At 66.0% G+C, this 21800-nt stretch carries 24 protein-coding genes and 1 tRNA gene; 11 read left to right on the forward strand and 14 right to left on the reverse strand.

Annotated elements, in window-relative coordinates; genetic code table 11:
* The first annotated feature begins 19 nt into the window (after window positions 1-19).
* Window positions 20-952, forward strand: a complete 933-nt coding sequence (locus tag CH285_RS01740) for an alpha/beta fold hydrolase (RefSeq protein WP_032387950.1) — start codon at window positions 20-22, stop codon at window positions 950-952.
* Window positions 953-962: 10 nt separating this feature from the next.
* Here the strand turns inward: CH285_RS01740 and marP are convergent, their stop codons facing one another.
* The 4 genes from marP to nth are packed head-to-tail and all read right to left on the reverse strand — an operon-like array spanning window position 963 to window position 4205.
* Window positions 963-2153 (reverse strand): acid resistance serine protease MarP, encoded by a 1191-nt coding sequence (gene marP / locus CH285_RS01745; RefSeq protein ID WP_032364547.1) that lies wholly within the window; start codon window positions 2151-2153, stop codon window positions 963-965.
* Window positions 2150-2836 (reverse strand): NUDIX hydrolase, encoded by a 687-nt coding sequence (locus tag CH285_RS01750; RefSeq protein WP_032364742.1) that lies wholly within the window; start codon window positions 2834-2836, stop codon window positions 2150-2152. Before CH285_RS01750 ends, marP begins: the two co-directional genes overlap by 4 nt.
* 23 nt (window positions 2837-2859) lie before the next feature.
* The gene (locus tag CH285_RS01755) at window positions 2860-3468 is read right to left on the reverse strand and encodes a TlpA family protein disulfide reductase (protein WP_052066158.1); all 609 of its coding nucleotides are present in this window, start codon (window positions 3466-3468) and stop codon (window positions 2860-2862) included.
* Window positions 3469-3518: 50 nt separating this feature from the next.
* Complete coding sequence (gene nth, locus CH285_RS01760; protein ID WP_205912677.1) at window positions 3519-4205, reverse strand: endonuclease III; 687 nt, start codon at window positions 4203-4205, stop codon at window positions 3519-3521.
* A gap of 173 nt (window positions 4206-4378) precedes the next feature.
* Between nth and CH285_RS01765 the strand changes: the two genes are divergently transcribed.
* Together CH285_RS01765 and CH285_RS01770 are read left to right on the forward strand one after the other, a co-directional pair.
* The gene (locus CH285_RS01765; protein WP_027494493.1) at window positions 4379-4648 is read left to right on the forward strand and encodes a hypothetical protein; all 270 of its coding nucleotides are present in this window, start codon (window positions 4379-4381) and stop codon (window positions 4646-4648) included.
* A 255-nt stretch (window positions 4649-4903) separates the two neighbouring features.
* On the forward strand, window positions 4904-5578 hold the full coding sequence (locus CH285_RS01770; protein WP_027494494.1) for a Crp/Fnr family transcriptional regulator: 675 nt from the start codon (window positions 4904-4906) through the stop codon (window positions 5576-5578).
* Window positions 5579-5605: 27 nt separating this feature from the next.
* On the opposite strand, the gene CH285_RS01775 is transcribed toward CH285_RS01770, so the two are convergent.
* Complete coding sequence (locus CH285_RS01775) at window positions 5606-6397, reverse strand: MBL fold metallo-hydrolase (protein ID WP_032373796.1); 792 nt, start codon at window positions 6395-6397, stop codon at window positions 5606-5608.
* A gap of 71 nt (window positions 6398-6468) precedes the next feature.
* On the opposite strand from CH285_RS01775, the gene CH285_RS01780 reads away from it, so the two are divergent.
* Complete coding sequence (locus CH285_RS01780) at window positions 6469-7329, forward strand: Gfo/Idh/MocA family protein (RefSeq protein WP_094642725.1); 861 nt, start codon at window positions 6469-6471, stop codon at window positions 7327-7329.
* Window positions 7330-7342: 13 nt separating this feature from the next.
* A complete protein-coding gene (locus CH285_RS01785; protein ID WP_255032236.1) occupies window positions 7343-8731 on the forward strand; it encodes a wax ester/triacylglycerol synthase domain-containing protein in 1389 nt (462 codons plus the stop codon).
* Here CH285_RS01785 and CH285_RS01790 read toward each other — a convergent pair.
* Together CH285_RS01790 and CH285_RS01795 are read right to left on the reverse strand one after the other, a co-directional pair.
* Window positions 8712-9170 (reverse strand): RidA family protein, encoded by a 459-nt coding sequence (locus CH285_RS01790; protein WP_027494498.1) that lies wholly within the window; start codon window positions 9168-9170, stop codon window positions 8712-8714. The two genes, CH285_RS01785 and CH285_RS01790, sit on opposite strands and share 20 nt — an antisense overlap.
* A gap of 4 nt (window positions 9171-9174) precedes the next feature.
* Entirely contained in the window at window positions 9175-9342 is a 168-nt protein-coding gene (locus CH285_RS01795) for a DUF4177 domain-containing protein (protein ID WP_072691993.1), read from the reverse strand.
* A 105-nt stretch (window positions 9343-9447) separates the two neighbouring features.
* On the opposite strand from CH285_RS01795, the gene CH285_RS01800 reads away from it, so the two are divergent.
* Entirely contained in the window at window positions 9448-10455 is a 1008-nt protein-coding gene (locus CH285_RS01800) for an ArsA-related P-loop ATPase (RefSeq protein ID WP_094642727.1), read from the forward strand.
* Complete coding sequence (locus CH285_RS01805) at window positions 10452-11582, forward strand: ArsA family ATPase (protein WP_027494500.1); 1131 nt, start codon at window positions 10452-10454, stop codon at window positions 11580-11582. Before CH285_RS01800 ends, CH285_RS01805 begins: the two co-directional genes overlap by 4 nt.
* Window positions 11583-11602: 20 nt before the next feature.
* On the opposite strand, the gene CH285_RS01810 is transcribed toward CH285_RS01805, so the two are convergent.
* On the reverse strand, window positions 11603-11926 hold the full coding sequence (locus CH285_RS01810; protein WP_008712729.1) for a WhiB family transcriptional regulator: 324 nt from the start codon (window positions 11924-11926) through the stop codon (window positions 11603-11605).
* A gap of 293 nt (window positions 11927-12219) precedes the next feature.
* Between CH285_RS01810 and CH285_RS01815 the strand changes: the two genes are divergently transcribed.
* Window positions 12220-14571 (forward strand): penicillin-binding protein, encoded by a 2352-nt coding sequence (locus CH285_RS01815; RefSeq protein ID WP_032364743.1) that lies wholly within the window; start codon window positions 12220-12222, stop codon window positions 14569-14571.
* A 66-nt stretch (window positions 14572-14637) separates the two neighbouring features.
* Here CH285_RS01815 and CH285_RS01820 read toward each other — a convergent pair whose 3' ends face one another.
* A complete protein-coding gene (locus CH285_RS01820) occupies window positions 14638-15102 on the reverse strand; it encodes a GatB/YqeY domain-containing protein (protein WP_027494503.1) in 465 nt (154 codons plus the stop codon).
* Window positions 15103-15320: 218 nt separating this feature from the next.
* On the opposite strand from CH285_RS01820, the gene CH285_RS01825 reads away from it, so the two are divergent.
* The 3 genes from CH285_RS01825 (at window position 15321) to CH285_RS01835 (ending at window position 16844) form a co-directional block, all read left to right on the forward strand.
* Window positions 15321-16247 carry a metallophosphoesterase gene (locus CH285_RS01825; protein WP_228139376.1) on the forward strand — a complete coding sequence of 309 codons (927 nt, stop codon included), beginning with the start codon at window positions 15321-15323 and terminating at the stop codon, window positions 16245-16247.
* 17 nt (window positions 16248-16264) lie between these two features.
* Window positions 16265-16338: transfer RNA gene (locus CH285_RS01830), tRNA-Pro, on the forward strand.
* An 80-nt stretch (window positions 16339-16418) separates the two neighbouring features.
* Window positions 16419-16844 carry an SRPBCC family protein gene (locus CH285_RS01835; RefSeq protein ID WP_027494505.1) on the forward strand — a complete coding sequence of 142 codons (426 nt, stop codon included), beginning with the start codon at window positions 16419-16421 and terminating at the stop codon, window positions 16842-16844.
* Window positions 16845-16905: 61 nt separating this feature from the next.
* On the opposite strand, the gene CH285_RS01840 is transcribed toward CH285_RS01835, so the two are convergent.
* The 5 genes from CH285_RS01840 to CH285_RS01860 all read right to left on the reverse strand — a co-directional run bounded on the left by CH285_RS01840 (window position 16906) and on the right by CH285_RS01860 (window position 21760).
* Window positions 16906-17877: an LLM class F420-dependent oxidoreductase gene (locus tag CH285_RS01840; protein ID WP_032384059.1), complete on the reverse strand. Its 972-nt coding sequence runs from the start codon at window positions 17875-17877 to the stop codon at window positions 16906-16908.
* A 9-nt stretch (window positions 17878-17886) separates the two neighbouring features.
* Window positions 17887-18687 (reverse strand): SDR family NAD(P)-dependent oxidoreductase, encoded by an 801-nt coding sequence (locus CH285_RS01845; protein ID WP_094642728.1) that lies wholly within the window; start codon window positions 18685-18687, stop codon window positions 17887-17889.
* A gap of 30 nt (window positions 18688-18717) precedes the next feature.
* Window positions 18718-20517, reverse strand: coding sequence for a glycoside hydrolase family 15 protein (locus CH285_RS01850; RefSeq protein WP_032384061.1), 1800 nt, complete (start codon window positions 20515-20517; stop codon window positions 18718-18720).
* Window positions 20514-21203 carry an HAD family hydrolase gene (locus tag CH285_RS01855; protein ID WP_032384062.1) on the reverse strand — a complete coding sequence of 230 codons (690 nt, stop codon included), beginning with the start codon at window positions 21201-21203 and terminating at the stop codon, window positions 20514-20516. Before CH285_RS01855 ends, CH285_RS01850 begins: the two co-directional genes overlap by 4 nt.
* 83 nt (window positions 21204-21286) lie before the next feature.
* Complete coding sequence (locus tag CH285_RS01860) at window positions 21287-21760, reverse strand: Dps family protein (protein ID WP_094642741.1); 474 nt, start codon at window positions 21758-21760, stop codon at window positions 21287-21289.
* Window positions 21761-21800 lie beyond the last annotated feature (40 nt).

The following is a 21800-nucleotide window of genomic DNA, read 5'->3' on the forward strand; positions in this document are numbered from 1 at the left end:
GCCCGGCGAGTCGAGCAGTATGAATCATCCCGATCCGTCCACGGTCCGTTACCCGGGACAGTGGATCCATCGCGACATCCATGCCAATGGAATCCGGTTCCACACCGTGGAGGTCGGCGAGCATGCTCCCGACGCCCCACTGGTGGTGCTGCTGCACGGCTTCGCCGACTTCTGGTACTCCTGGCATCACCAGCTCGACGCGCTCGCGAGTTCCGGAGTGCGAGCGGTCGCAGTCGACCTCCGCGGCTACGGCGACTCCGACAAGCCCCCACGTGGTTACGACGGATGGACCCTGGCCGGCGACATCGTCGGTCTCGTTCGCGCACTGGGGTACCCACATGCGACGTTCGTCGGCCATGCGGACGGCGGCCTGGTGTGCTGGGCGAGTTCGGCTCTGCATCCGCGAATGGTCCGCTCGATGGTCCTGATCAATGCACCGCACCCGATCTCGTTGCGCCGCGCCGTGCTGAAGGATTCCGAACAGCGCGGTGCTCTGCTGCCGCACTTCGCTCGGTATCAAGTTCCGCTGCGCCCCGAGAAGCTGCTGACGCGCCGAGGGGGCGCGGCAGTGGAGGAATTGATGCGCAGCCGCGCCGGGTCGCAGTGGCAGCGCACCGACGATTTCGCCGATACCGCAGGCAAGATGCGCTCGGCCATCCGGATTCCCGGGGCCGCGCACAGCGCCCTCGAATATCAGCGCTGGGCGTTCCGTAGCCAGTTCCGCGCCGAGGGCCGACGCTTCATGGACGCCGTCGACGTGAAGACCTCGATCCCCGTCGCGCAGATCAGCGGTGACCTCGATCCGTACGTCCTACCCACCACCCTCGATCGCGATCGGCACTGGGCACCGGGGCTGACGCGTCGAACAGTGCGGGACATCGGGCACTACGTGCACCAGGAGGCCCCCGACGTGGTGTCCGAGGAAATCCTGCGCGTCGCGCTGAAAAGCTGACGTCCCGTCGCTAGACGATGCAGTCGCCGGTCCCCACACTGACCGGCGCATCGAAGCTGCGGGCAAGCTCGTCCGAGATCTCGGTTGCGGTCAGGACGAATCCGGTATCGGGGTCGTCGACGGCGGCACCGAACACCACACCGAGTACCTCACCGTTCGAATTGACCAGTGGCCCACCGGAATTGCCCTGCCGCACCGATCCACGAACCGTGTAGACCTCGCGTTGAACAGTTCCGGTGCGGTAGATGTCCGGTCCGCTGAGGTTGATGATCTCGCGAATGCGCGCTGGGCTCGCCGTGTAAGGACCGCCGCCCGGGTAGCCGAGCACGATGGCGTCGGATCCGGATTCGGCAGGGTTCGGCGCGAACGGCAACACCGGAGCTTGCAGCTGCGAAACACGAAGCACAGCAACATCTTCTTCGGGATCGAAGAGGACGACGTCGGCGTCGAGAGGGCCGTCCGGAGAATCGACGGTCACCTCGGAGGTACCGGCCACCACGTGGGCGTTGGTCATCACCAGATCCGGCCCGACGACGAAACCCGAACCCTCGAGCGCCTTCTGGCAACTCGGGGCGATTCCGTTGATCTTGATGACGCTCGCCTGCAACGCTATCGGGACGGGGCCTGCGGCGATCCCGGAGTCGGGAGCAGCGACGTCGGCGACCGGAGTGCGTCCGAACGGACCGATGACGTCCGGCAGCCCGGACGTGTCGAGCAGCGCCGAGAATTCCTTGGGCACCTGACGCAGCCACTCGGGTGCCACCTCGTCGACCTTGCCCAGGACCGTCGAGCCACGCACGGCACTGGCCACCTCGGGCTGCGACGAGGACGTCAGCGGAATGGCGAGCAACCATGCGGCAGCGAGCACGGCCGCGGCCTGCAGACCTGCCCCGATCGTGCTGTCCACGGATCTGGCTGAGCGCGAATGTATTCCGCTGCGCAACGCACGACCCAGAACCATGCCGGCCACCTCACCGACGATCACCAACACCACGATCAACGCGATACCGACGAACACCCTCGTGCGTGATCCGTCGACGTGTTCGAGCACGTGCGGTGCCACCAGAATTCCGGCGACGGCACCCAGAACGACTCCCAGAAACGCCAGCGCCGACGCCACCGCCCCCTGTCGCCATCCCGACGTCGCCGCCAGCAGCGCGACGGCGAGCACCGCGATATCGACCCACCCTGAACCCGTCACCGATCGAGCCTCGCTCCTACCGCAGTCAAGCTGGCCTCCAGATCGCGTATATCCCCCGTGTCCCATTCGGACTCCCAGCCCGACACAGCGAGCAGGCCCGCCAGAATACCGCCCGTGAATCCCCACACCAGCATTCCCTGCACCGAGAAGGCCGGGCCCTGGTAGCCGGCGGGGTGACGCACCTGGAATCGGTTGGCCGGATCGAGCAGCTCGCGCAGGGGAACTCGCACCACGCGCTCGGTTTCGCCGGCGTCGACGACGCGGACCGGGGTTGGACTCCGCCAGTACGAGAGCACGGGAACCACGTCGAATCGGGACGGCGGCACGTAGATGCCGGGCATCGTCGCGAGCGGTACGACGCCGGCCGGGTCGAGACCGGTCTCTTCCTGGGCCTCGCGCAGCGCCGTTCCGATGGGCCCGTCGTCACCCGGGTCGGTGGCACCGCCGGGGAAGGCGATCTGCCCACTGTGGTCGCGCAAGGTCGACGCCCGCTGGGTCAGCAGTACGTCGGCCTCGGCGGGTAGCCCACCGGGCGCGGTCGGATCGGCGGCAGCCGGACCGCCGAACAGCACCAACACCGCCGCCGAGCGGGTTCGATCGGCCGGCTGCGCCTGTCGTTGCAGTACCGGGTTGATGCCGGTGGTGTCGGTCAGTCCGTTTTCGCTGCCGGCGACGTCGAGCATGCGCCCGAGCCACTCGGGTGCGCTCACGACGCGACTCCGAGGTTCTCGCGGACTGCGTCGGCTATGTCGTCGACGCTTGTGAAGGGTTCGGTCAGCACCTTGGCGACAGTGCCATCCGCAGATATCAAAACAGATACGGGCAACACGTTCGGCGCTTCCACCGCCGCGGCGACACGTCCGGCACCGTCCTGAACGCCGGGCAGCGTGACGCCGTACTCGGCCAGACGGGTCAGCCCGTTGGACTCGTTGGCATCGTTGTGGACGGTCAACACCGTGACTGCATCACCCGCCCGCTGCGCGTATTGCTGCAGGTAAGGCAACTCCTTCGCGCACGGGCCGCACCAGTAGGCCCAGATGTTGAGCACTGCGGGTCGCCCGGCCAGAGCCTGGCCGAGGTCGACGGACGAGCCGTCGCCGATGCATTCGAGGGTGATGCCCGTCAACGGGCCTGCTGCAGCGCCCGACGGCGTCGGACATGCGTCGAGACCGGCGGTCTGCCGCAGCGGTGCCAGAGCCTCGGGAGTATCGGCGGCCCGACGCTCGGCCGTCGACGGTCCTTGCTGCCCCAGACCGGGACCATCGGCGCGCTGCGTTGCCGGAGATTCATTGCGTGGCCAGAGGGCATAGACCATCCCGACGACGAGAATGAGCGCGACCAGAGACCAGCGGAGTGCGGCCTTGTTCACGACACGATTCCGGCGAGAGCGAGCAGATGATCGGTCTCGGGACCTCTCACCAGGGCGGCAGCGGTCGCCGGATCGGTCGGGCCGAGGCCGAACGACGGGCAGTCCTTGGCCAGGACGCACACCCCGCACGCCGGCGTGCGGGAGTGGCAGACGCGTCGACCGTGGAAGATGACGCGATGGGAGAGCACGGTCCACTCCTTCCGCTCGATCAGCGCGCCGACGGCGTGCTCCACCTTGACGGGGTCCTCTTCTTCGGTCCACTGCCAGCGCCGCACCAGTCGGCCGAAGTGGGTGTCGACGGTGATGCCGGGAACGTCGAACGCGTTGCCGAGCACGACGTTGGCCGTCTTGCGGCCGATGCCGGGCAACGTCACCAGATCCTTCAACGATGCGGGGACTTCGCCGTCGAAGTTCTCGAGTAACTTCTGACCCAGCCCGATCAGCGAGTTGGCCTTGTTGCGGTAGAAGCCGGTGGTTCGGATGAACTCTTCGAGTTCGGTGCGGTCGGCTTCGGCGTAGTCGCGAGCTGTGCGGTATCTCACGAACAGGGCCGGAGTCACCATGTTGACGCGCTTGTCGGTGCACTGCGCAGACAGGATGGTCGCGACGGCGAGTTCGAGGGGCGTGGTGAAGTCGAGTTCGCAGTAAACGTGCGGAAACGCGACCCCGAGCGTTCGGTTCATCCGCCGGGCCCGCCGCACGAGGCCGAGTCGCGTCTCCTCGCGTTTGCGCACGTCGGGGCGTTTCGGGGCTGTCGATTCCACGCCACAACTGTACGGACAAGAATGCGTAACGAACTACGCGAGCGCGCCGAGCTGTGTTTGTATCGAGACCTTTTCGGTGTTAACTGGCCGGTATGCAAGGACTCGCCGTGGTGCTCTTTCCGGTACTACTCATGCTCTTCGCACTCGCGATGGAGCGCGTCGAGTTCCGGCTCAGCAAGCTCGGCGTCCGGGAGCACGAAGTAGAGGAATTCCTCGATCAAGCGAGCAAGTCCGAGGTCGCCACACTGGCGAACGAGGGCTTCCCCCACGCCTTGGCTCGGTTCAACACCCGCAAGCGTCACCAGACTCCTCCGCGCACGATCGACACGCGCGACGGCATGGTCGACCAACGGGCCAGTTGAGCACCCATTTGTCCGCATTCGGATGAATTTACGGTGAACGCGAACAGACGTACCGTTCCTCTGGCAACCTGTGGTGGCGTCGATCACTCGGTTTCGGCCGAGTCGAAGTAGACTCCCCTGAGGTAATTGTTGTGTTTGAACATTGCATCGGCATCGACGCCTGAATCGCAGCGCGATTCGGTGGTGAGACGAGTGTGTACAGACGCCTTCGGGGGTGCGGGTCACCGCATCGCCGACATCCCAAAAGGAGCGCAAGTGGACGACGTCCTGGCACGGGCCGGCATCTTCCAAGGAGTCGAACCCTCTGCGGTTGCGGCACTGACGAAGCAGCTGCAGCCTGTCGATTTCCCCCGGGGACACGTGGTGTTCAACGAGGGTGAGCCCGGAGACCGGCTCTACATCATCGTTTCCGGCAAGATCAAGCTCGGGCGACGCTCCCCCGACGGCCGCGAGAACCTGCTGACGATCATGGGACCGTCGGACATGTTCGGCGAGCTCTCCATCTTCGACCCCGGCCCTCGCACGTCCTCGGCCACCACGGTCACCGAGGTGCGCGCAGTCAGCATGGACCGCGCGGCCCTCAAGGACTGGATCGATCAGCGCCCCGAGATCGCCGAGCAGCTGCTGCGCGTCCTGGCTCGCCGGTTGCGTCGCACCAACAACAACCTGGCCGACCTCATCTTCACCGACGTCCCCGGACGCGTGGCCAAGGCGCTGCTGCAGCTCGCCCAGCGCTTCGGCACCCAGGAAGCGGGATCGCTGCGCGTCACCCACGACCTGACGCAGGAAGAGATCGCTCAGCTCGTCGGAGCGTCGCGCGAGACCGTCAACAAGGCACTGGCCGACTTCGCGCACCGCGGATGGCTGCGCCTCGAGGGCAAGTCCGTACTGATCTCGGACTCCGAGCGCCTGGCTCGCCGAGCTCGCTAGGCCGAGTTCCTTCGAGACAGCAGCTCGCTAGTTCTCCCTGAGGTAGGCCAGCTGCGTCTTGACCGACATCCGCGCAGCCGGCCACAACTTCTTGTCCACGTCCGAATAGACGTGGCGCACCACCTGCATCGGTTTGGCGTCGTCTCCGATCTCGACCAACGCCGCCCGCACCTGATCCAGCCGCTGCCGACGGTGAGCGCGATACAGTCGCGCCACCTCGGCGGTGTCCGGTACATCGGCCCCGTGCCCCGGCAACACCGTCTTGCCCGCACCGGCGGCCTCGAGTCGGTCGAGCGAATTCAGATAGTCCGCGAGCGAGCCGTCCTTCGGGTCGAGCACCGTGGTGCCGCGGCCGAGGATCGTATCTCCCGTCAGGACCGCGTCGTCGAGCACGAAGCTCACCGAATCCGCCGTGTGACCGGGCGTGTGGAGCACCCGGATCCGTAGACCCGCCGCATCGATGACCTCGCCGTCGGCCAACCGCTCACCGCCGCCGTGCAGGAACTTCTCCCCCACCGCCCGCACCGGTGCCCCTGTCTTGCGGTGAAACCGCTTCAACCCCGCCGTGTGATCGGCATGGCGATGGGTCACCAGGGTCAGCACCACCGTGCCCGACGCGGCGACGGCGTCGAGATGGGCCTTGTCCTTCGGACCCGGGTCGACGACGATGCACTCCTCGGAACCCGGTGCCCGCAGGATCCACGTGTTCGTTCCGTCCAGCGTCATCTTGCCCGGGTTCTCCGCGAGCAGAACCGACGCCGTGGGCGTCACGTGCCGGACCAGTCCGTAGGCGGGATGCGTCAAGTTCGAGTCGGCCATTGAAACACTGTAGGACGCCCACTGTTCTCGAGGTGGAACAGGACCGGTGCCGACGACTAACGTCGACGCATATGAAGATCGGACTCGTCGGAGCCGGCCCCTGGGCCCGCAAGACTCAGGCCCCCTCGCTGCTCGCCCATCCAGGAGTGGACTTCACCGGAGTGTGGGCCCGCAGACCGGACGCTGCGGCCGATTTGGGTGCACCCGTCTACGAGTCCTTCGACGCCCTGCTCGATGCCGTCGACGCGGTGGCGTTCGCGGTACCACCGGCTGTGCAAGCCGGGTTTGCCCTCCGCGCCGCGCGAGCAGGCAAGCATGTGTTGCTGGACAAGCCCATTGCCGCCACCGTGGCAGAGGCCGAGGAACTGGCCGAGGCAGTCACCACCGCCGGAGTTCGTTCGATGGTGACGCTGACACTCCGATTCGCCCCGGAGACAAGGCAATTCCTCGCCTCGACAGCGGGCCGCCCCTGGGCAGCCGGCTCCGGAACATGGTTCTCCGGCGCCACCCTCGGCGGGGCGTACTCGGAATCGCAGTGGCGACACGACGACGGGGCGATCCTCGACATCGGGCCGCACGTCTTCGACCTCCTCGACGCGGCACTGGGAACCATTGCGCGCGTTGCCTACTCGCACCGCGACGTGGCGTCGGACAGTTGGACCGTTCTGCTCGAACACGAGAGCGGCGCGCGTAGCACCGTCCAATTGTCGCTGCGGACACCGGTCATGCCGTCGCTCATGCGGATCGAGCTGTCCGGACCCGCCGGAGTCGACACCTTCACCGACCGATCCACGTCGTCGACCGACTGCTACGCCGTACTGCTGGACGAGTTCCTCGAGTCGGTGGAATCGGGTGTCGACCACGAATGCTCGGTACACCGAGGACTGCACTTGCAGAGGGTGATTGATCGGGCGCGGGAGTGGGCACCCTGATCGTGTGACCACCATGGACGTCAAAGATGCGATGTTCCACTACACCTCGGCCCCGCACCGCTCGATGGACCAGTACACGACGTTCGTCTTCGATTCGGGGGACCACGAGCCACCGACGTTCGGCGACGTCGTGGCCCACGTCGAGAAACGCGCTCGATTGGTTCCGAGACTGCAGATTCGCATCGGCGATGCGGTGGGTCTGTTGGAGTACCCACGTTGGATCAGGGACCCGACGCCGCCTCGTGACCACGTGGTCGACCACGATCTCTCCGACGGTCGTCACACACTGAATTCGTTTCTGGCCGAACGCGCGTGCGTTCCGGTCGATGCGACGACGCGGGCATGGACCGTGCACGTCGGCAGGGGCCTGTCGGGCGTCGACGGTATCCGCGGTGCGGCCACTGTCGTGATCGTTCAGGTCAGCCACGCATTGTCCGACGGGTCGGTCGGTACCCGCATCGTTCGCGCTCTCTTCGGACCGGACGAGCCGACCGACAACGTCACGTTCCCCGACGACCCTGCCGTCTCGCGTCCACGTCGAGTGCGAGATGCGGTCGTTGCGACGGCGCTTCTGCCCTACCGATGGGCGCGGTCGCAGCGGCGGATGGGGCGGGCACAGCAGACGTATCTCGACGCAGTGCGGACCGGGGAGCTGGTTGCCCCCGCACCGGTCGAACCCACGCGCGTCAACGCCCATCCCGACGAAACGAGAGCGGTGCACGTCCTGCAGTTCCCGAAGTCGCAGTGGACGGGCGGGCCGGCCACCGTCACGGCTACCGCACTCACCGCCGTCGGAGCGGCGTTGTCGACGTATCTCGCGGCGCACGGAGAGAGGGACGGCACCCGCATCCGCGCCACGGTGCCCACCGCGATCGGAACGTCGGCGGCCTGGCCTGCCGTCAACCGAACCGTCCCCGCTGCCGTCGATCTGCATCCCGAGCTCACCGACGCGTCCGACCGAGCATCGGCAGTGGCACACGCGCTGAACCTGCAGCGTGAACGCGTGAACGATCGCCGCCACATCGACGCCACCCGGTCGGCCGAGCTCTACCCCGCCGCTCTACTGCTCGGCTTCGGTCGCCGCGCCCGGCTCGTCGCCCCTCGCAGCGGAACGCCCGAGCGTGTCACCAGCCATACCGTGGTGACGAGCGTCAACCGAACCGGTCTGGACCTCGAGTTGGGGTCGAGCCGGGCCACCCTGTGCGCGGGGGTCGCATCGCTGAGCCCGGGCTGCAGCATCACCCACGCCGTGTACGGGTACGGGGACGTCGTCACCGTCTGTGTGACGGCCTGCCCGACGACGGTCCCCGATCACGCCGTGTATGCCGACCTGCTGCGTTCCGCAATCGACGAGACCTGCGGTGCACTTCATGGGACGTCGACTACTGCAGTTCGACGATGAGCTCCACTTCCACCGACGCACCGAGCGGAAGTTCCGCGACGCCGACGGCCGAGCGGGCGTGCTTGCCTGCGTCACCGAAAATCTCGCCGATGACGTTCGAGGCTCCGTTGACGACACCCGGCTGACCGGTGAAGCCCTCCGCGGAAGCGACGAAGCCGACGGCCTTGATCACGCGTGCGACCGAGTCGATACCGACCAGCGCATGCACCGCGGCCAGCGCGTTCAACGCACAGATCCGCGCAGCTGCCGTGGCGTCCTCGGCCGACACGTCGGCACCCACCTTGCCGACGGAGGTCAGGTTCCCGTCCACGATCGGCAGTTGGCCGGAGGTGTAGACGAGCGAACCCACCTGAACGGCGGGGACGTACGCGGCCAGCGGCGGAACGACGTCGGGCAGCTCGATGCCCAGCTCGGAGAGGCGTTCGCTCCAGTTCGCCACGGCGTCAGCCCTTCGGACGCTTGAAGTACGCGACCAGTGTGTCGCCGCCGTTCGGTCCCGCCATGATCGTCACGAGCTCCCAGCCCTCGGAGCCGTAGTTGTCGAGAATCTGCTTGGTGGCGTGAATCAGCACCGGTGCGGTGAAGTACTCCCAGATGATCTTTTCGCTCATGACTCGAAGCCTATCGCCCACCGGAGTACGAGGGGTGCGTCACTGCGATCGGGTGATTCTCGGTTCTGACGGACGACCGGCATCGCGTCTCTATATGGTCGAGGCGTGGGTACATCGAAGCAAGAGGGATGGCCGGCGAAGGCGGATGCCGCGCGGCTGCATTTCGTGTCCGGCAAGGGCGGTACCGGTAAGTCGACGGTCGCTGCCGCGCTGGCGTTGGCGCTGGCCGCGGGTGGCCGGCGAGTGTTGTTGGTGGAGGTCGAGGGCAGGCAGGGCATCGCGCAGCTGTTCGACGTGCCGCAGCTCCCGCCGGTGGAGACCCGCGTCGCCTCGGCGGACGGCGGCGGCGAGGTCTACGCGCTGGCGATCGACATCGAGACCGCGTTCCTCGAGTATCTCGACATGTTCTACAACCTCGGTTTCGCCGGCCGCGCGATGCGCAAGATCGGTGCCATCGAGTTCGCGACGACCATCGCGCCCGGCCTGCGTGACGTACTGCTCACCGGCAAGGTCAAGGAGTGCGTGGTGCGGACCGACAAGAAGGGCAACCGCGCGTACGACGAGGTGGTCGTCGACTCGCCGCCCACCGGCCGCATCGGAAACTTCCTCGACGTCACCAAGGCCATGGCCGACCTGGCCAAAGGCGGCCCGGTCCGCTCGCAGAGTGAGGGCGTGGTGCGGTTGCTGCATTCGTCGGACACCGTCGTGCACCTGGTCACCCTGCTCGAAGCACTGCCGGTGCAGGAGACGGCAGATGCGGTACGCGAGCTCGAAGCAGCCGACCTCCGCCTGGGCACGGTGATCGTCAACCGCACCGAGCCGACGTACCTGCCTGCCTACTCCCTCGAACCCATCGCCGAGGGCGAGATCGATGCCGTCGCAATTCAGGAAGGTCTGGCCAAGACCGGAATCACGTTGTCCGAGGCCGACTTCGCCGGTCTACTGACCGAATCGATCGAGCACGCGTCGACGCTGTCCGCTCAGGTGGAGAGCGCAACACAACTCGACGAACTCGACGTCGCACGCATGACGCTGCCGATGTTGGCCGACGGCGTCGACCTCGGCGGCTTGTACGAGCTCGCCGCCACGCTCGCAGAACAGGGTGTCCGATGACTCGACCAGCAGCAACCGAACTCGACGTCGACCGCATCCTCACCGACCCCGCGTCACGAATCGTCGTGGTCTGCGGCGCAGGCGGTGTCGGGAAGACCACCACCGCAGCGGCGATGGCTCTGCGTGCCGCCGAACAGGGCAGGCGTGTCGTCGTGCTGACCATCGATCCGGCTCGCCGGCTGGCTCAGGCCCTCGGGCTCGGCGACCTCGACAACAGCCCGCAGCCGGTGAAATTGGGTGCCGACGCCAAGGGCGAACTGCACGCGATGATGCTGAACATGCGGCGCACGTTCGACGAGATGGTCATCGAACATTCGACGCCGGAAAAGGCGGCGCAGGTTCTGGCCAACCCGTTCTATCAGACTGTGGCGTCGTCCTTTTCGGGCACGCAGGAGTACATGGCGATGGAGAAGCTGGGCCAGCTGTCCCTCGACGCGTCGTGGGATCTGATCGTCGTGGACACTCCGCCGTCGCGCAACGCGTTGGACTTCCTCGACGCTCCGCAACGGCTCGGGTCGTTTCTCGACGGGCGTTTCATCCGGCTGCTGACCGCTCCCGGACGAGGCATCACCCGCGTCGTCACCAGCGCGATGAGCCTGGCGATGCGCGGCGTCTCGACCGTCATCGGCAGCCAAATGCTGTCCGACGCTTCGGCTTTCGTGCAATCGCTGGATTCGATGTTCGGCGGGTTCCGCGAACGCGCTACGCGCACATACCAATTGCTCCGCGAGGACGGCACCAGTTTCCTCGTTGTCGCTGCCGCCGAGCCCGACGCATTGCGCGAGGCCGCGTTCTTCGTCGAGCGACTCTCCGCCGAGAACATGCCGCTGGCCGGACTGGTGGTGAACCGGACGCATCCGACGTTGTCGTCGGTGCAGGCCGATCATGCGGCCACGGCTGCCGATCTCTTGGACCGAATCGACGACCCCGGTGCCGAACTGACTGCTGCGGTGCTGCGTATCCACGCTCAACGCGCGGTGACGGCGGCGCGCGAGGTGCGGTTGCTCAAACGCTTCACCGGCGCGCACCCCCGCGTGCCCATCGTCGGTGTTCCGTCCCTGCCGTTCGAGGTGTCCGACCTCGCCGCGCTACGCGCGGTGGCCGACCAGCTGACCCGCAGAGGCTGATCGGCCGTTCCGGCAGGCGGTCAGATCGCCGCCTGCTGCTGACGCTGGGTCTCGAAGAATTCGGACCAGGAGTCGACCTCGGGGTGCTGCTTGAGCAGTGCCCTGCGCTGACGCTCGGTCATGCCACCCCACACACCGAACTCGACGCGATTGTCGAGCGCATCCGCGCCGCACTGCATCAGAACCGGGCAGTGCCGGCAGATGGTCGCGGCCTTGCGCTGCGCTGCACCCCGGACGAACAGCTGGTCCGGATCCGTGCCCTTGCACCGAGCGTGTGACACCCAAGCGATACGTGCTTCTGCTTCCTCTACATCGAGTCGCGTCGGCGCGGTTGTCGTGTGCATGGCGGATCCCCTTTACGTCTCGGTCGCCCTCACTGGGCGTCCTGGAGGCTCCGAGCAGTTTGTACCTCGGTGTCGAAGCACAAATTCTAGGAGCTGCCCCACATTCATTATCAAGTGTTATGCGAATCACACTGTGCTCATAATTTAGGTAACCCCGGCCCCGAATGCAAGACGGTGAGGTCACATTTCTGGTACGGGCGTCCCGAGCAGGGGCGCAGCGCACAACGCATGCGGGGCACTGCCGATCCGAACGAGGCACACGTACGCTGTGCTCTGTGTCAGTTGGAAAAACCGTGGCGAAGCTCGCCGGATGTTCAGCACTCGCCGGTGCATTGCTCGCCGGCGTGATGTTCCCCTTGGCCGGTGGGTTCGGGTTCGCGTCCAACCGCGCCGCCGATACCGTCGACAACGTCTCGGCCGAGTTGGTCGAGGGTGCCGTACCTGCTGTTTCGACGATGACCGACGTCAACGGCAACCCGATCGCGTGGCTGTACGAGCAGCGCCGCTTCGAGGTACCGAGCGACAAGATCTCCAACGAGATGAAGCTGGCCATCGTCTCCATCGAGGACCGGCGCTTCGCGGAGCACCAGGGCGTCGACTGGCAGGGCACGCTGCGCGCGTTCCTGACCAACACCACCAGCGGCCAGGTCCAGCAGGGTGCATCGACCATCGACCAGCAGTACGTGAAGAACTACCAGCTGCTCGTCGTGGCGAAGACCGACGCCGAGCGACGCGCCGCCATCGAGACGACGCCCGCCCGCAAGATCCGTGAGATCCGGATGGCGTTGACGCTCGACAAGGAACTGACCAAAGACGAGATCCTCACCCGCTACCTCAACCTGGTGCCGTTCGGTAATGCCTCGTTCGGAATCCAGGACGCGGCTCAGACGTACTTCGGCATCGATGCCAGCCAGCTCAGCGCCGTCCAGGCCGCGATGCTCGCCGGCATGGTCCAGTCCAGCTCCGCCCTCAACCCGTACACCAACGAAGAGGGTGTGATCGAGCGCAGGAACACCGTGCTCGACACGATGATCCAGAACCTCCCCGAGCGTGCGGCCGAGCTCACCGCACTCAAGGCCGAGCCCCTCGGCGTGCTACCGGTCCCCCAGACCCTGCCCCGCGGCTGTATCGCGGCAGGAGACCGAGGATTCTTCTGCGACTACGCGTTGCAGTACCTCGCTCAGGCCGGAATCAGCCAGGAGCAGATCGACAAGGGCGGGTACCTCATCCGCACGACGCTCGACCCCGCGGTCCAGAACTCCACCAAGTCCGCCCTGGTCAGCAACACCAGCCCCTCGCTCGACGGCGTGGCGACGGTGATGAACGTCGTCGCCCCGGGCCAGGACCAGCACCGCGTCCTGGCGATGGGCAGCAGCCGCACCTACGGCCTCAACGCCGACGCCGACGAGACCGTGCAGCCGCAACCGCACTCCCTCGTGGGTAACGGAGCCGGCTCCATTTTCAAGATCTTCACCACGGCCGCCGCCATGGAACGCGGACTGGGCACCAGCGCAACGCTGCAGGTCCCAAAGCGCGTGGAGGTCAAGGGCGTCGGCGACGGTGGTGCTCGTAACTGCCCGGCCTCCACCTACTGCGTGGAGAACGCGGGCAACTACCCACCCGCGCTGTCGATCACCGACGCGTTGGCTCAGTCCCCCAACACTGCTTTCGTCAAGCTGATCGAGTCCGTCGGCGTCACGCCGACGGTCGACATGGCCGTCCGTCTCGGCCTGCGCTCGTACACCGACCCGGGTTCCTCGGGTGCCGAGCAGTCGATGGCCGATTTCCAGAAGAGTCAGAACCTCGGCTCGTTCACCCTCGGACCCACCTGGGTGAACCCGCTGGAGCTGTCCAACGTGGCCGCGACCTTGGCTTCCGGTGGCAAATGGTGCCCGCCGACCCCGATCGACTCGATCTTCGACCGCGACGGCAAGCCCGTTCCCGTCGCTCACCAGGCCTGCGAGCAGGTCGTCGAACCCGGTCTGGCGAACACCCTCGCCAACGCTATGAGCAAGGACGACCAGGCAGGTGGCACGTCCGCGTCCGCCGCTGCCTCGGCCGGCTGGAATCTGCCGATGTCCGGCAAGACCGGTACCACCGAGTCGAACCGATCCTCGGGCTTCCTCGGGTTCACCAACAATTACGCCGCCGCCGTGTACACCTACGGCGACTCACCGACGCCCAGCGAGATCTGCTCGTTCCCGCTTCGGCCCTGCGGTTCGGGAAACCTGTACGGCGGTAACGAACCCGCGAGAACCTGGTTCGACGCGATGAGCCCGATCGCCACCAACTTCGGGCCCGTCCAACTTCCACCCGTCGACCAGAAGTACGTCCGCGGTTCGGCCAACGGACAGGTTCCCGACGTCACCGGCCAGAGCCAGTCGTCCGCGACGTCCACGCTGCAGGGTGCGGGCTTCCAGGTGACAGCGGTGACGACGGCCGATCAGGCTGCGCGCGGAACCGTGGTGTCGACGTCACCGTCGGGCAGCGCGGTTCCCGGATCGAACATCACGATCTACGTCAGTGACGGATCGGTTCGCCCGGCACCGGCTCCGGCCCCTGCCCTGCCGCCGGGTATCCAGATACCGGACCTGCCGCCGGGTATCCAGATACCGGCAATCCCCGGGCTCACCGCTCCTCGCTAGTGCCTGCGGCAGTGGTGTGGTTACGGCCCTCCTGGGGCACATAACCGCACCACTGCGCGGAGCGCACTACAGGCGGTCTTTGACGGCTTTCGACAGACGGGATCCATCGGCCTTGCCTGCGGCGAGTCCCGACGCGATCTTCATGACCTGACCCATCTGCTTCATGGCCGGTCGCTCGCCCAATTCTTCGGCGACCTGGGCGATGGCGGTATCGACGATGGTGGCCAGTTCCTCGTCGGTCAGCGGAGTGGGCAGATACTCGTTGATGATCTGCGCCTCGGCGTGCTCGTTGGCGGCGAGTTCACCGCGGCCGTTCTGCGTGTAGATCTCGGCCGATTCGCCGCGCTTCTTCGATTCCTTCGCCAGCACCTTCAGGACGTCGTCGTCGGTCAGTTCGTGGGCCTCCTTGCCGGAGACCTCCTCGGTCTGAATGGCGGCGAGGATCATGCGCAGCGTTGCCAGCCGGAGCTTGTCCTTCGCTTTCATCGCTGTGGTCAGGTCGGTTCGGATACGGGCCTTGAGTTCGGACATGGCAGAAACGCTACGCGGCCCAGCCGTCGGCTCGCGCGTCCATATCGGCTTGCTGCCGTATCGTGGACTGGGTGGCCGTTCACTTCAGTTCCTCGTTACTGCCAACCTCGGCGCAACTGCGCAGCGCTTCCACGCAACTACGCAGTGCCTCCACGCAGCTGCGGTCGGTTGCCGAGCACACGCGCGACGTCGTCAGGGCGGCACCGCTCAAGAGCTCGGTGATCGGGACGGCGGGTGCTGCGGCCTTGGGCATCGGCTACGCCACCCTCGTCGAGCGCAACGCGTTCACGCTCCGTGAGACGTCGATGGCGGTGCTCGAACCCGGCTCCGCGACGCTGCGAGTACTGCACATCAGCGACCTGCACATGATGCCGGGCCAGCGGATGAAGCAGAACTGGCTCCGCGAACTGGACCGCCTCGAACCCGACCTCGTGGTCAACACCGGCGACAATCTGTCGCACCAACGCGCCGTTCCCAGCGTCGTGCAGGCTCTCGGGCCGCTGCTGTCGCGTCCAGGCCTGTTCGTGTTCGGCAGCAACGACTACTTCGCGCCCAAGCCGAAGAACCCCTTCAAGTACTTCGACAAGAACCACAAGCGCACGACGGGCGAGTCGCTGCCGTGGCGTGATCTGCGGGCTGCGTTCTCCGAACGCGGTTGGCTCGACGTGACGCATGTCCGCCGCGAACTCGAGGTCGCCGGAGTCCGGATCGCATCGGCGGGCGTCGACGATCCGCACCTGAAGCGCGATCGCTACGACACCATCGCCGGCCAGCCGAACCCGTTGGCGGATTTGCGCCTCGGTATCACCCACTCCCCCGAGCCCCGGGTGTTGGACAAGTTCGCGCAGGACGGTTACGACCTCGTCCTCGCCGGGCACACCCACGGCGGCCAGCTGTGCCTGCCGTTCTACGGTGCGCTGGTGACGAACTGCGAGATCGATCGCTCCCGGGTCAAGGGTCCGTCCAAGTGGGGTGCGCACACGCAGCTCCACGTGTCGGCCGGTCTCGGGACATCGCCGTACGCGCCTGCCCGCTTCTGCTGCCGCCCCGAAGCAACCCTGATCACGCTCACTCCTGCCCCCAGAAAGGGCCCGAAGGACGTCTCCGACGAGGGCGTTTCGCGTTCTGAGGCAGTCGTGAGTTAGACTTCTCCAGCGGTACACGGGGTGTGGCGCAGCTTGGTAGCGCGCTTCGTTCGGGACGAAGAGGTCGTGGGTTCGAATCCCGCCACCCCGACAGTTGGACCACGAAAAGGGACCCACTCGATTCAGTCGAGCGGGTCCCTTTTCTTTGCCTGATCGGCGCTACTGTGAGGCATGCCGACCCCCACCCGCGTTCATGTCACCCATCGGTTCGCTTCGTCTCCCGACGTCGTCTTCGCGGCGCTGTCCGAACACGAGAACCTCGGCCCGTTGTTCCTGGCCAAGATCCGCCGGGTGCGCGACGGAGACACCTCACGCAACGGCGTCGGATCGGCTCGTAGCCTGAAGCTGGGGCCACTCCCCGCGTTCGAGGAGACCACAACCGTCTCCGAGCCGAACACCCTCATCGAGTACCGCATCACCAAAGGTGGCCCGCTACGCGGTCATTGGGGTGTGCAAAAGCTGACCCCCACCACTGACGGCGGTACCGAACTCGACTACACAATCGGATTCGACGCCCCGATCCCCGGTCTCGCCGCGATCGTCGGCAAGGCGTTGACGTCGAGCATCTCGAAGAACCTGCCGCGCTTGGCTCGGTAGCACAGCCGCAAAACGACAAGACCCCGATCGATGGTCTCGATCGGGGTCTTCTCGTGTGTGCTCAGCTGGACGCAGCGCGCAGCTTCTCCAACAGTGGGCCGGCCGCTTCGGCCAGGAAGCGCTCCTGAGTTTCGTCGCCCACCTGCACCAGCGCGATGTCGGTGTAACCGGCCTCCCAGTACGGCTTCACGGCCTCGACGATCGCGTCCAGGTCCGGTCCGCACGGGATCGTGTCGGCCACATCCTCTTTCCTGACGAACTTCGTCGCACCGGCGAAACCGGCCGTCGTCGGCAGATCGGCGTTGACGGCCCAGCCGCCGGCGAACCAGCGGAAGCGGTCGTGTGCGCGATCGATGGCTGCGTCCTTGTCGGGATCCCACGATATGGGGATCTGGCCGATGGACCGCGCCGGTCCGTCGTGGTTGTCCGACCACGCCTTGACGAGATCAGCATCCGGTTCGGTAGCGATGAGGTGATCGCCGTACTCGGCGAACCTCGCCACGGCCTTCTCGCCGCCGGCTGCGATGCCGATCGGGACGCCGCCCTCGGGCAGGTCCCAGATCCGAGCCGAGTCGACGCGAAAGTGCTTGCCCTCGTAGGTGACCAGGCCACCGGCGTGCAGTGCGCGGATGATCTCGAGTGCCTCGACGAACATGTCCTGACGCTTGTCGATGGAGGGCCAGCCCTCACCGACGACGTGCTCGTTGAGGTTCTCGCCGCTGCCGAGTCCCAAGGTGAAGCGTCCGTCGGCCAAGATCTGCAATGTCGCGGCCTTCTGGGCGACGACGGCCGGGTGGTACCGAATGATCGGGCACGTCACGTACGTCATCAACTCGACGCGCTCGGTGGCCTGAGCGACCGCACCCAAAGTGGTCCACGCGTAAGGAGAGTGGCCCATGGACGAGAGCCACGGCGAGTAGTGGTCACTGCTGACCTCGAAGTCGAAGCCGACGTTCTCGGCTCCGACGGCGTACTTCACCAGCTCTTTGGGACCGCTCTGCTCGGTCATCAACGTGTATCCGAAATTGGTCATGCTGTTCTCCTAAATTGTTGCGACGGAACCGGCGTCGACTCGGTAGTTGGATCCGTTGACGAAGGACGCGCGATCCGAGCACAGGAACGCGATCACCGAGGCCACTTCCTCGGGTTCGCCGCGGCGTCCCAGTTCCATGTACGGGCGCTCCTCGTCGAGGAAGCTCTCGATGGCACCGCCTCTGTCGGTGCCCTTCTCCTCGGCTCGCTTGTCCATCATCGCGTCGGTCATCGGGGTGTGAATGAATGCCGGGGAGACCGCGTTGACCAGCAGGCCCTCCGACGCGTAGCTGCGCGAAAGCCCCTTGGCCAGGGCCAGCACTCCGGCTTTGGCCGAGCAGTAGGGCAATTCGTCGTCGTACGGCTGCACGGCGTCCTCGGACGTCAACAGCACGATGCGCCCCCATCCACCGCGCCGGAGGGCGGGGAGAAACGCGCGCAGTAGACGGACCGGGCCCATGAGGTCGATGTCGAGGGTGGAGCGCCACCCTTCCTCGTCGATCTCGTGGAACAGCCCCTGCGCGCCGGTGACGCCGGAGGACTGCACCAGAATGTCGATGTCGCCCACGGCCTGCTGCGTGCGCACTGCCAGGTTCTCGACGGCCTCGGTGTCGGTCACGTCCGCGGCGAACGCGAACAGCTGTCCTTCCGCTGCACCGAGTTTCGCGGCGGCCTCGTCCAGCGAACTCTGGTCCTTGTCGCTGACGACCACACGGACGCCCTCGGCCAGCAGCAGCTTCGCAGTGTGCAACCCGATGCCGGAGTCGGCTCCGGTCACCAGTGCGGCTCTACCGTCGATTCCCAAATCCATTCGATCCCACTTTGCGCTAGAGGTCGGTTGTCAGGCTGTGGCGTCGTGCGAACGCGCGATGGTCAACGCCGCATTCACCAGGGCCAGGTGGCTCAAGCCCTGCGGGAAGTTACCCAGAAACGACCCATCCGAAGCATCGATCATCTCGCTGTACAGCCCGACGTCGTTGGACATTTCCACCAGCTGGTCCATCAGGGCCGTGGCCTCGTCGTCTCGGCCGACGCACGACAGCGCCGATACTCGCCAGAACGCGCAGGCCACGAACGTGACCTCTTCCTCGGACACTCCGCTGTAGCGGTACATCAACGGCCCGGCACCGAGCTCCTCGCCGAGTGCATCGATCGTGGCCGAAATACGTTCTCCGCGATCAAAATTCATCTCGGCTGCCAACAGCACCGACGCGTCGAGTCCGTCGGCACCCGGGTACGCGAGGTAGGTCTGCCGCTCCTCGCACCAGCACTCGGTTTCGATGTACCGCCGTATGCACTCCTTCTCGGCCTTCCACCGATCCGGTATGCCCGGGATCTCCCCGGCTTCGGCCAGGTGCACAGCGCAGTCCAGTGCCTGCCAGCACCCCAACTTCGAGCTCGTGTAGTGCTGCTCCACCTCGAGCTCCCAGATACCGGCATCCTTGCGCTGCCACGAGTCGCAGGCCTCGTCCGCGATGGTCGCCAACAGCCGGCCGGTTTGCGCGTCGAGGATGTTGCCCGCGTCCACGTACTGCCGAATGATCGAGAAGAGGTCTCCGAAGATCATCAGCTGGAGTTGGTCCGCCGCGGCGTTACCGTTGACCACCGGTCCGATGCCGCGCCAGCCGGGCACGTCGGGCTGCTCTGTGCCGCCCGGCAATTCGCCGCCGAGGGTGTAGAACACGTTCACCAACGGATCGTTGACTCGAATGACCTTCAGCAGCCACGCGACCGCCGCATGGATTTCCTCACGCAGACCGAACCGTTGCAGCGCCCGAATGGTGTACGCGGCGTCCCGAACCCAGGCGTACCGGTAGTCCCAGTTCTTGCCACCGGTGCGATTCTCGGGCAGTGACGTGGTCGCTGCCGCCGCGATAGCACCGGATGGGCTGTGCAGCAACAGCTTCAACGCCAACGCGCTACGTGCGACGTGCTTCGCCCACGGGCCCTCGTACGAGAACTCGTCCGACCAGACGCGCCAATTGTCGATGGTCCGGTCGATGCCCTCGTCGAGGTGTCGAGGATCCGGCAGCGGCAGTGGCTCGTTCTCGGTTCCGACCACACCGATGACGTGACGAGAACCCGAGCGCGTGGTGAAGACGCCGCTGATGTCGCGATCCGCGAGCTGCACGTCTTCGATCCCCAAAGTCCGGACTGCCAGCGTCAATCCGTCGACGCGCAGGACGGTTCCGTGCTCGGTGTCGTACGCCCACGGCGACGCGATACCGAGCATCGTCCCCGGTGCGACGGACCACGTCATGTCCACTGTTCCGTCCAGTCCGTCGATGCGGCGCGCCAACTCCACCCACGGCAATCGCCCGGCCACACCGGTGTTGAGCGAGTCGGTGATTCGGACGGTACCGCTGTCGGTGCGGAACGTGGTGGTCAGAACGTTTGTGCCGGGCACGAATTCGCGCTCGACGGTGAACTCGTCTCTTGGCGTCAGTTCGATGTACCCACCGTGCGGAGCGTCGAGCAGCGAGGCGAACGGCGGTGGTGAATCGAGATTCGGTACCGGGAACCAATCGATGCGGCCATCGTCGGCGATCATCGCGACGGTTCGGCCGTCACCGATCGCGCCGTAACTTTCGATGGGGACGTACCCGTCGACCCTCGGACAAGGCTTTCGGAAGTTGCTCAAGCACTTGCCTTGTCGGCAAGGATCGGGCTCTCGGCGAGGTGTTCCAGCAGATCGGCCGGATCGTCGAACACTGCCACCGCACCCGCGTCGAGCAACTCTGCGCGTGAGATCCCACCGCTCAGCACGCCGACGGCCCGCACCCCTGCCCGGCCCGCGGACTCGATGTCCCACACGCTGTCTCCCACCATGACGGCGCTGTCGGCGTCGACGCCGGCGCGCTCGAGCGCAACACCGATGATGTCGGGCTCCGGCTTCGCCACCTCGGCGTCCTCGCCGGACGTCACCACCGCTACCGAATCCTCGACCTCGAGCAGATCACGCAACGTCGACAGCTCGGACTCCGGAGCGGACGTCGCGAGCACCACGGTGACCTCGCGAGTGTTCAGCTCTGCCAACAGCTCCCGTGCACCCGGCAGGATTTCCAAGGTCTTCGACGCCGCGGCGTAATACTCCCCGTGCAGGGTTTTCGCTTCCTGCGCGAGCGCGCTGTCGGACGAACCGACCAACGCCTCCAGCAACTTCGACCCGTCCATCCCGATACTGCGATGAATGCGCCACGACGACACCTCGTGCCCGGCATCGCGGAACGCGCGGGACCACGCGTCAACGTGGACGTAATTGGAATCGACGAGCGTGCCGTCGATATCGAACAACACCGCGTCGACCTTCGGAGCACTTTCAGACATGGGCGTACGAATACCCATGGGCTGTACACGCAAACAAAACGGGCCCCTCACCACCGGTGAGGGGCCCGCATCGAATTCAGGTTTCAGCTGGCCTGGGCCTGCCACATCCAGTGCAGCTGCTCGAGCCGAGCAGTGATGGCGATGAGCAGGTCCTGCGTCACCGGGTCGGCTTCCGCGGTATCGGCGACCCGTCCACGCAGCCGGTCTACGACGGCAGCGATGTTGTCGACGATGGCCGGCACCACTTCGCTGTCCTGGGTCCACCCGGCACCGAATCCCTTGGTTCCTGCCGTCGAGGAGACGGTGGCTGCCCGGCCGTCCGGGCTGACACCGATCGCGGTGGCGCGCTCGGCCGCCTGATCGGTGAATTCACGTGCAGCAGTGACCAATTCGTCGAGCTCGAGGTGCACGGACCGGAAGTTCTTGCCGATCACGTTCCAGTGCGCCTGCTTCGCGATGAGCGAGAGATCGATCAGGTCGACGACGGTGCCCTGCAGAGCGTCGCCCGCGATCTTCTGCTGACCTGCGTCGAGGGTGCTGGTGACGGGGTTCGTCATGATGTGGCCTCCCTGCCGTTGTACGACGGTGCGCATCGCA

The organism is Rhodococcus sp. 05-2256-B1 (assembly GCF_002258465.1).
Lineage (GTDB): Bacteria > Actinomycetota > Actinomycetes > Mycobacteriales > Mycobacteriaceae > Rhodococcoides > Rhodococcoides fascians.

Bases quoted from the DNA above. Each gene is read 5' to 3' on its own strand.
- CH285_RS01740 (WP_032387950.1), top strand. From the start codon at position 20: ATGAATCATCCCGATCCGTCCACGGTCCGTTACCCGGGACAGTGGATC.
- CH285_RS01750 (WP_032364742.1), bottom strand. From the start codon at position 2,836: ATGCTCGACGTCGCCGGCAGCGAAAACGGACTGACCGACACCACCGGC.
- CH285_RS01755 (WP_052066158.1), bottom strand. From the start codon at position 3,468: ATGGTCTATGCCCTCTGGCCACGCAATGAATCTCCGGCAACGCAGCGC.
- nth (WP_205912677.1), bottom strand. From the start codon at position 4,205: ATGAACCGAACGCTCGGGGTCGCGTTTCCGCACGTTTACTGCGAACTC.
- CH285_RS01765 (WP_027494493.1), top strand. From the start codon at position 4,379: ATGCAAGGACTCGCCGTGGTGCTCTTTCCGGTACTACTCATGCTCTTC.
- CH285_RS01775 (WP_032373796.1), bottom strand. From the start codon at position 6,397: ATGGCCGACTCGAACTTGACGCATCCCGCCTACGGACTGGTCCGGCAC.
- CH285_RS01780 (WP_094642725.1), top strand. From the start codon at position 6,469: ATGAAGATCGGACTCGTCGGAGCCGGCCCCTGGGCCCGCAAGACTCAG.
- CH285_RS01785 (WP_255032236.1), top strand. From the start codon at position 7,343: ATGGACGTCAAAGATGCGATGTTCCACTACACCTCGGCCCCGCACCGC.
- CH285_RS01795 (WP_072691993.1), bottom strand. From the start codon at position 9,342: ATGAGCGAAAAGATCATCTGGGAGTACTTCACCGCACCGGTGCTGATT.
- CH285_RS01805 (WP_027494500.1), top strand. From the start codon at position 10,452: ATGACTCGACCAGCAGCAACCGAACTCGACGTCGACCGCATCCTCACC.
- CH285_RS01810 (WP_008712729.1), bottom strand. From the start codon at position 11,926: ATGCACACGACAACCGCGCCGACGCGACTCGATGTAGAGGAAGCAGAA.
- CH285_RS01820 (WP_027494503.1), bottom strand. From the start codon at position 15,102: ATGTCCGAACTCAAGGCCCGTATCCGAACCGACCTGACCACAGCGATG.
- CH285_RS01835 (WP_027494505.1), top strand. From the start codon at position 16,419: ATGCCGACCCCCACCCGCGTTCATGTCACCCATCGGTTCGCTTCGTCT.
- CH285_RS01840 (WP_032384059.1), bottom strand. From the start codon at position 17,877: ATGACCAATTTCGGATACACGTTGATGACCGAGCAGAGCGGTCCCAAA.
- CH285_RS01845 (WP_094642728.1), bottom strand. From the start codon at position 18,687: ATGGATTTGGGAATCGACGGTAGAGCCGCACTGGTGACCGGAGCCGAC.
- CH285_RS01855 (WP_032384062.1), bottom strand. From the start codon at position 21,203: ATGTCTGAAAGTGCTCCGAAGGTCGACGCGGTGTTGTTCGATATCGAC.
- CH285_RS01860 (WP_094642741.1), bottom strand. From the start codon at position 21,760: ATGACGAACCCCGTCACCAGCACCCTCGACGCAGGTCAGCAGAAGATC.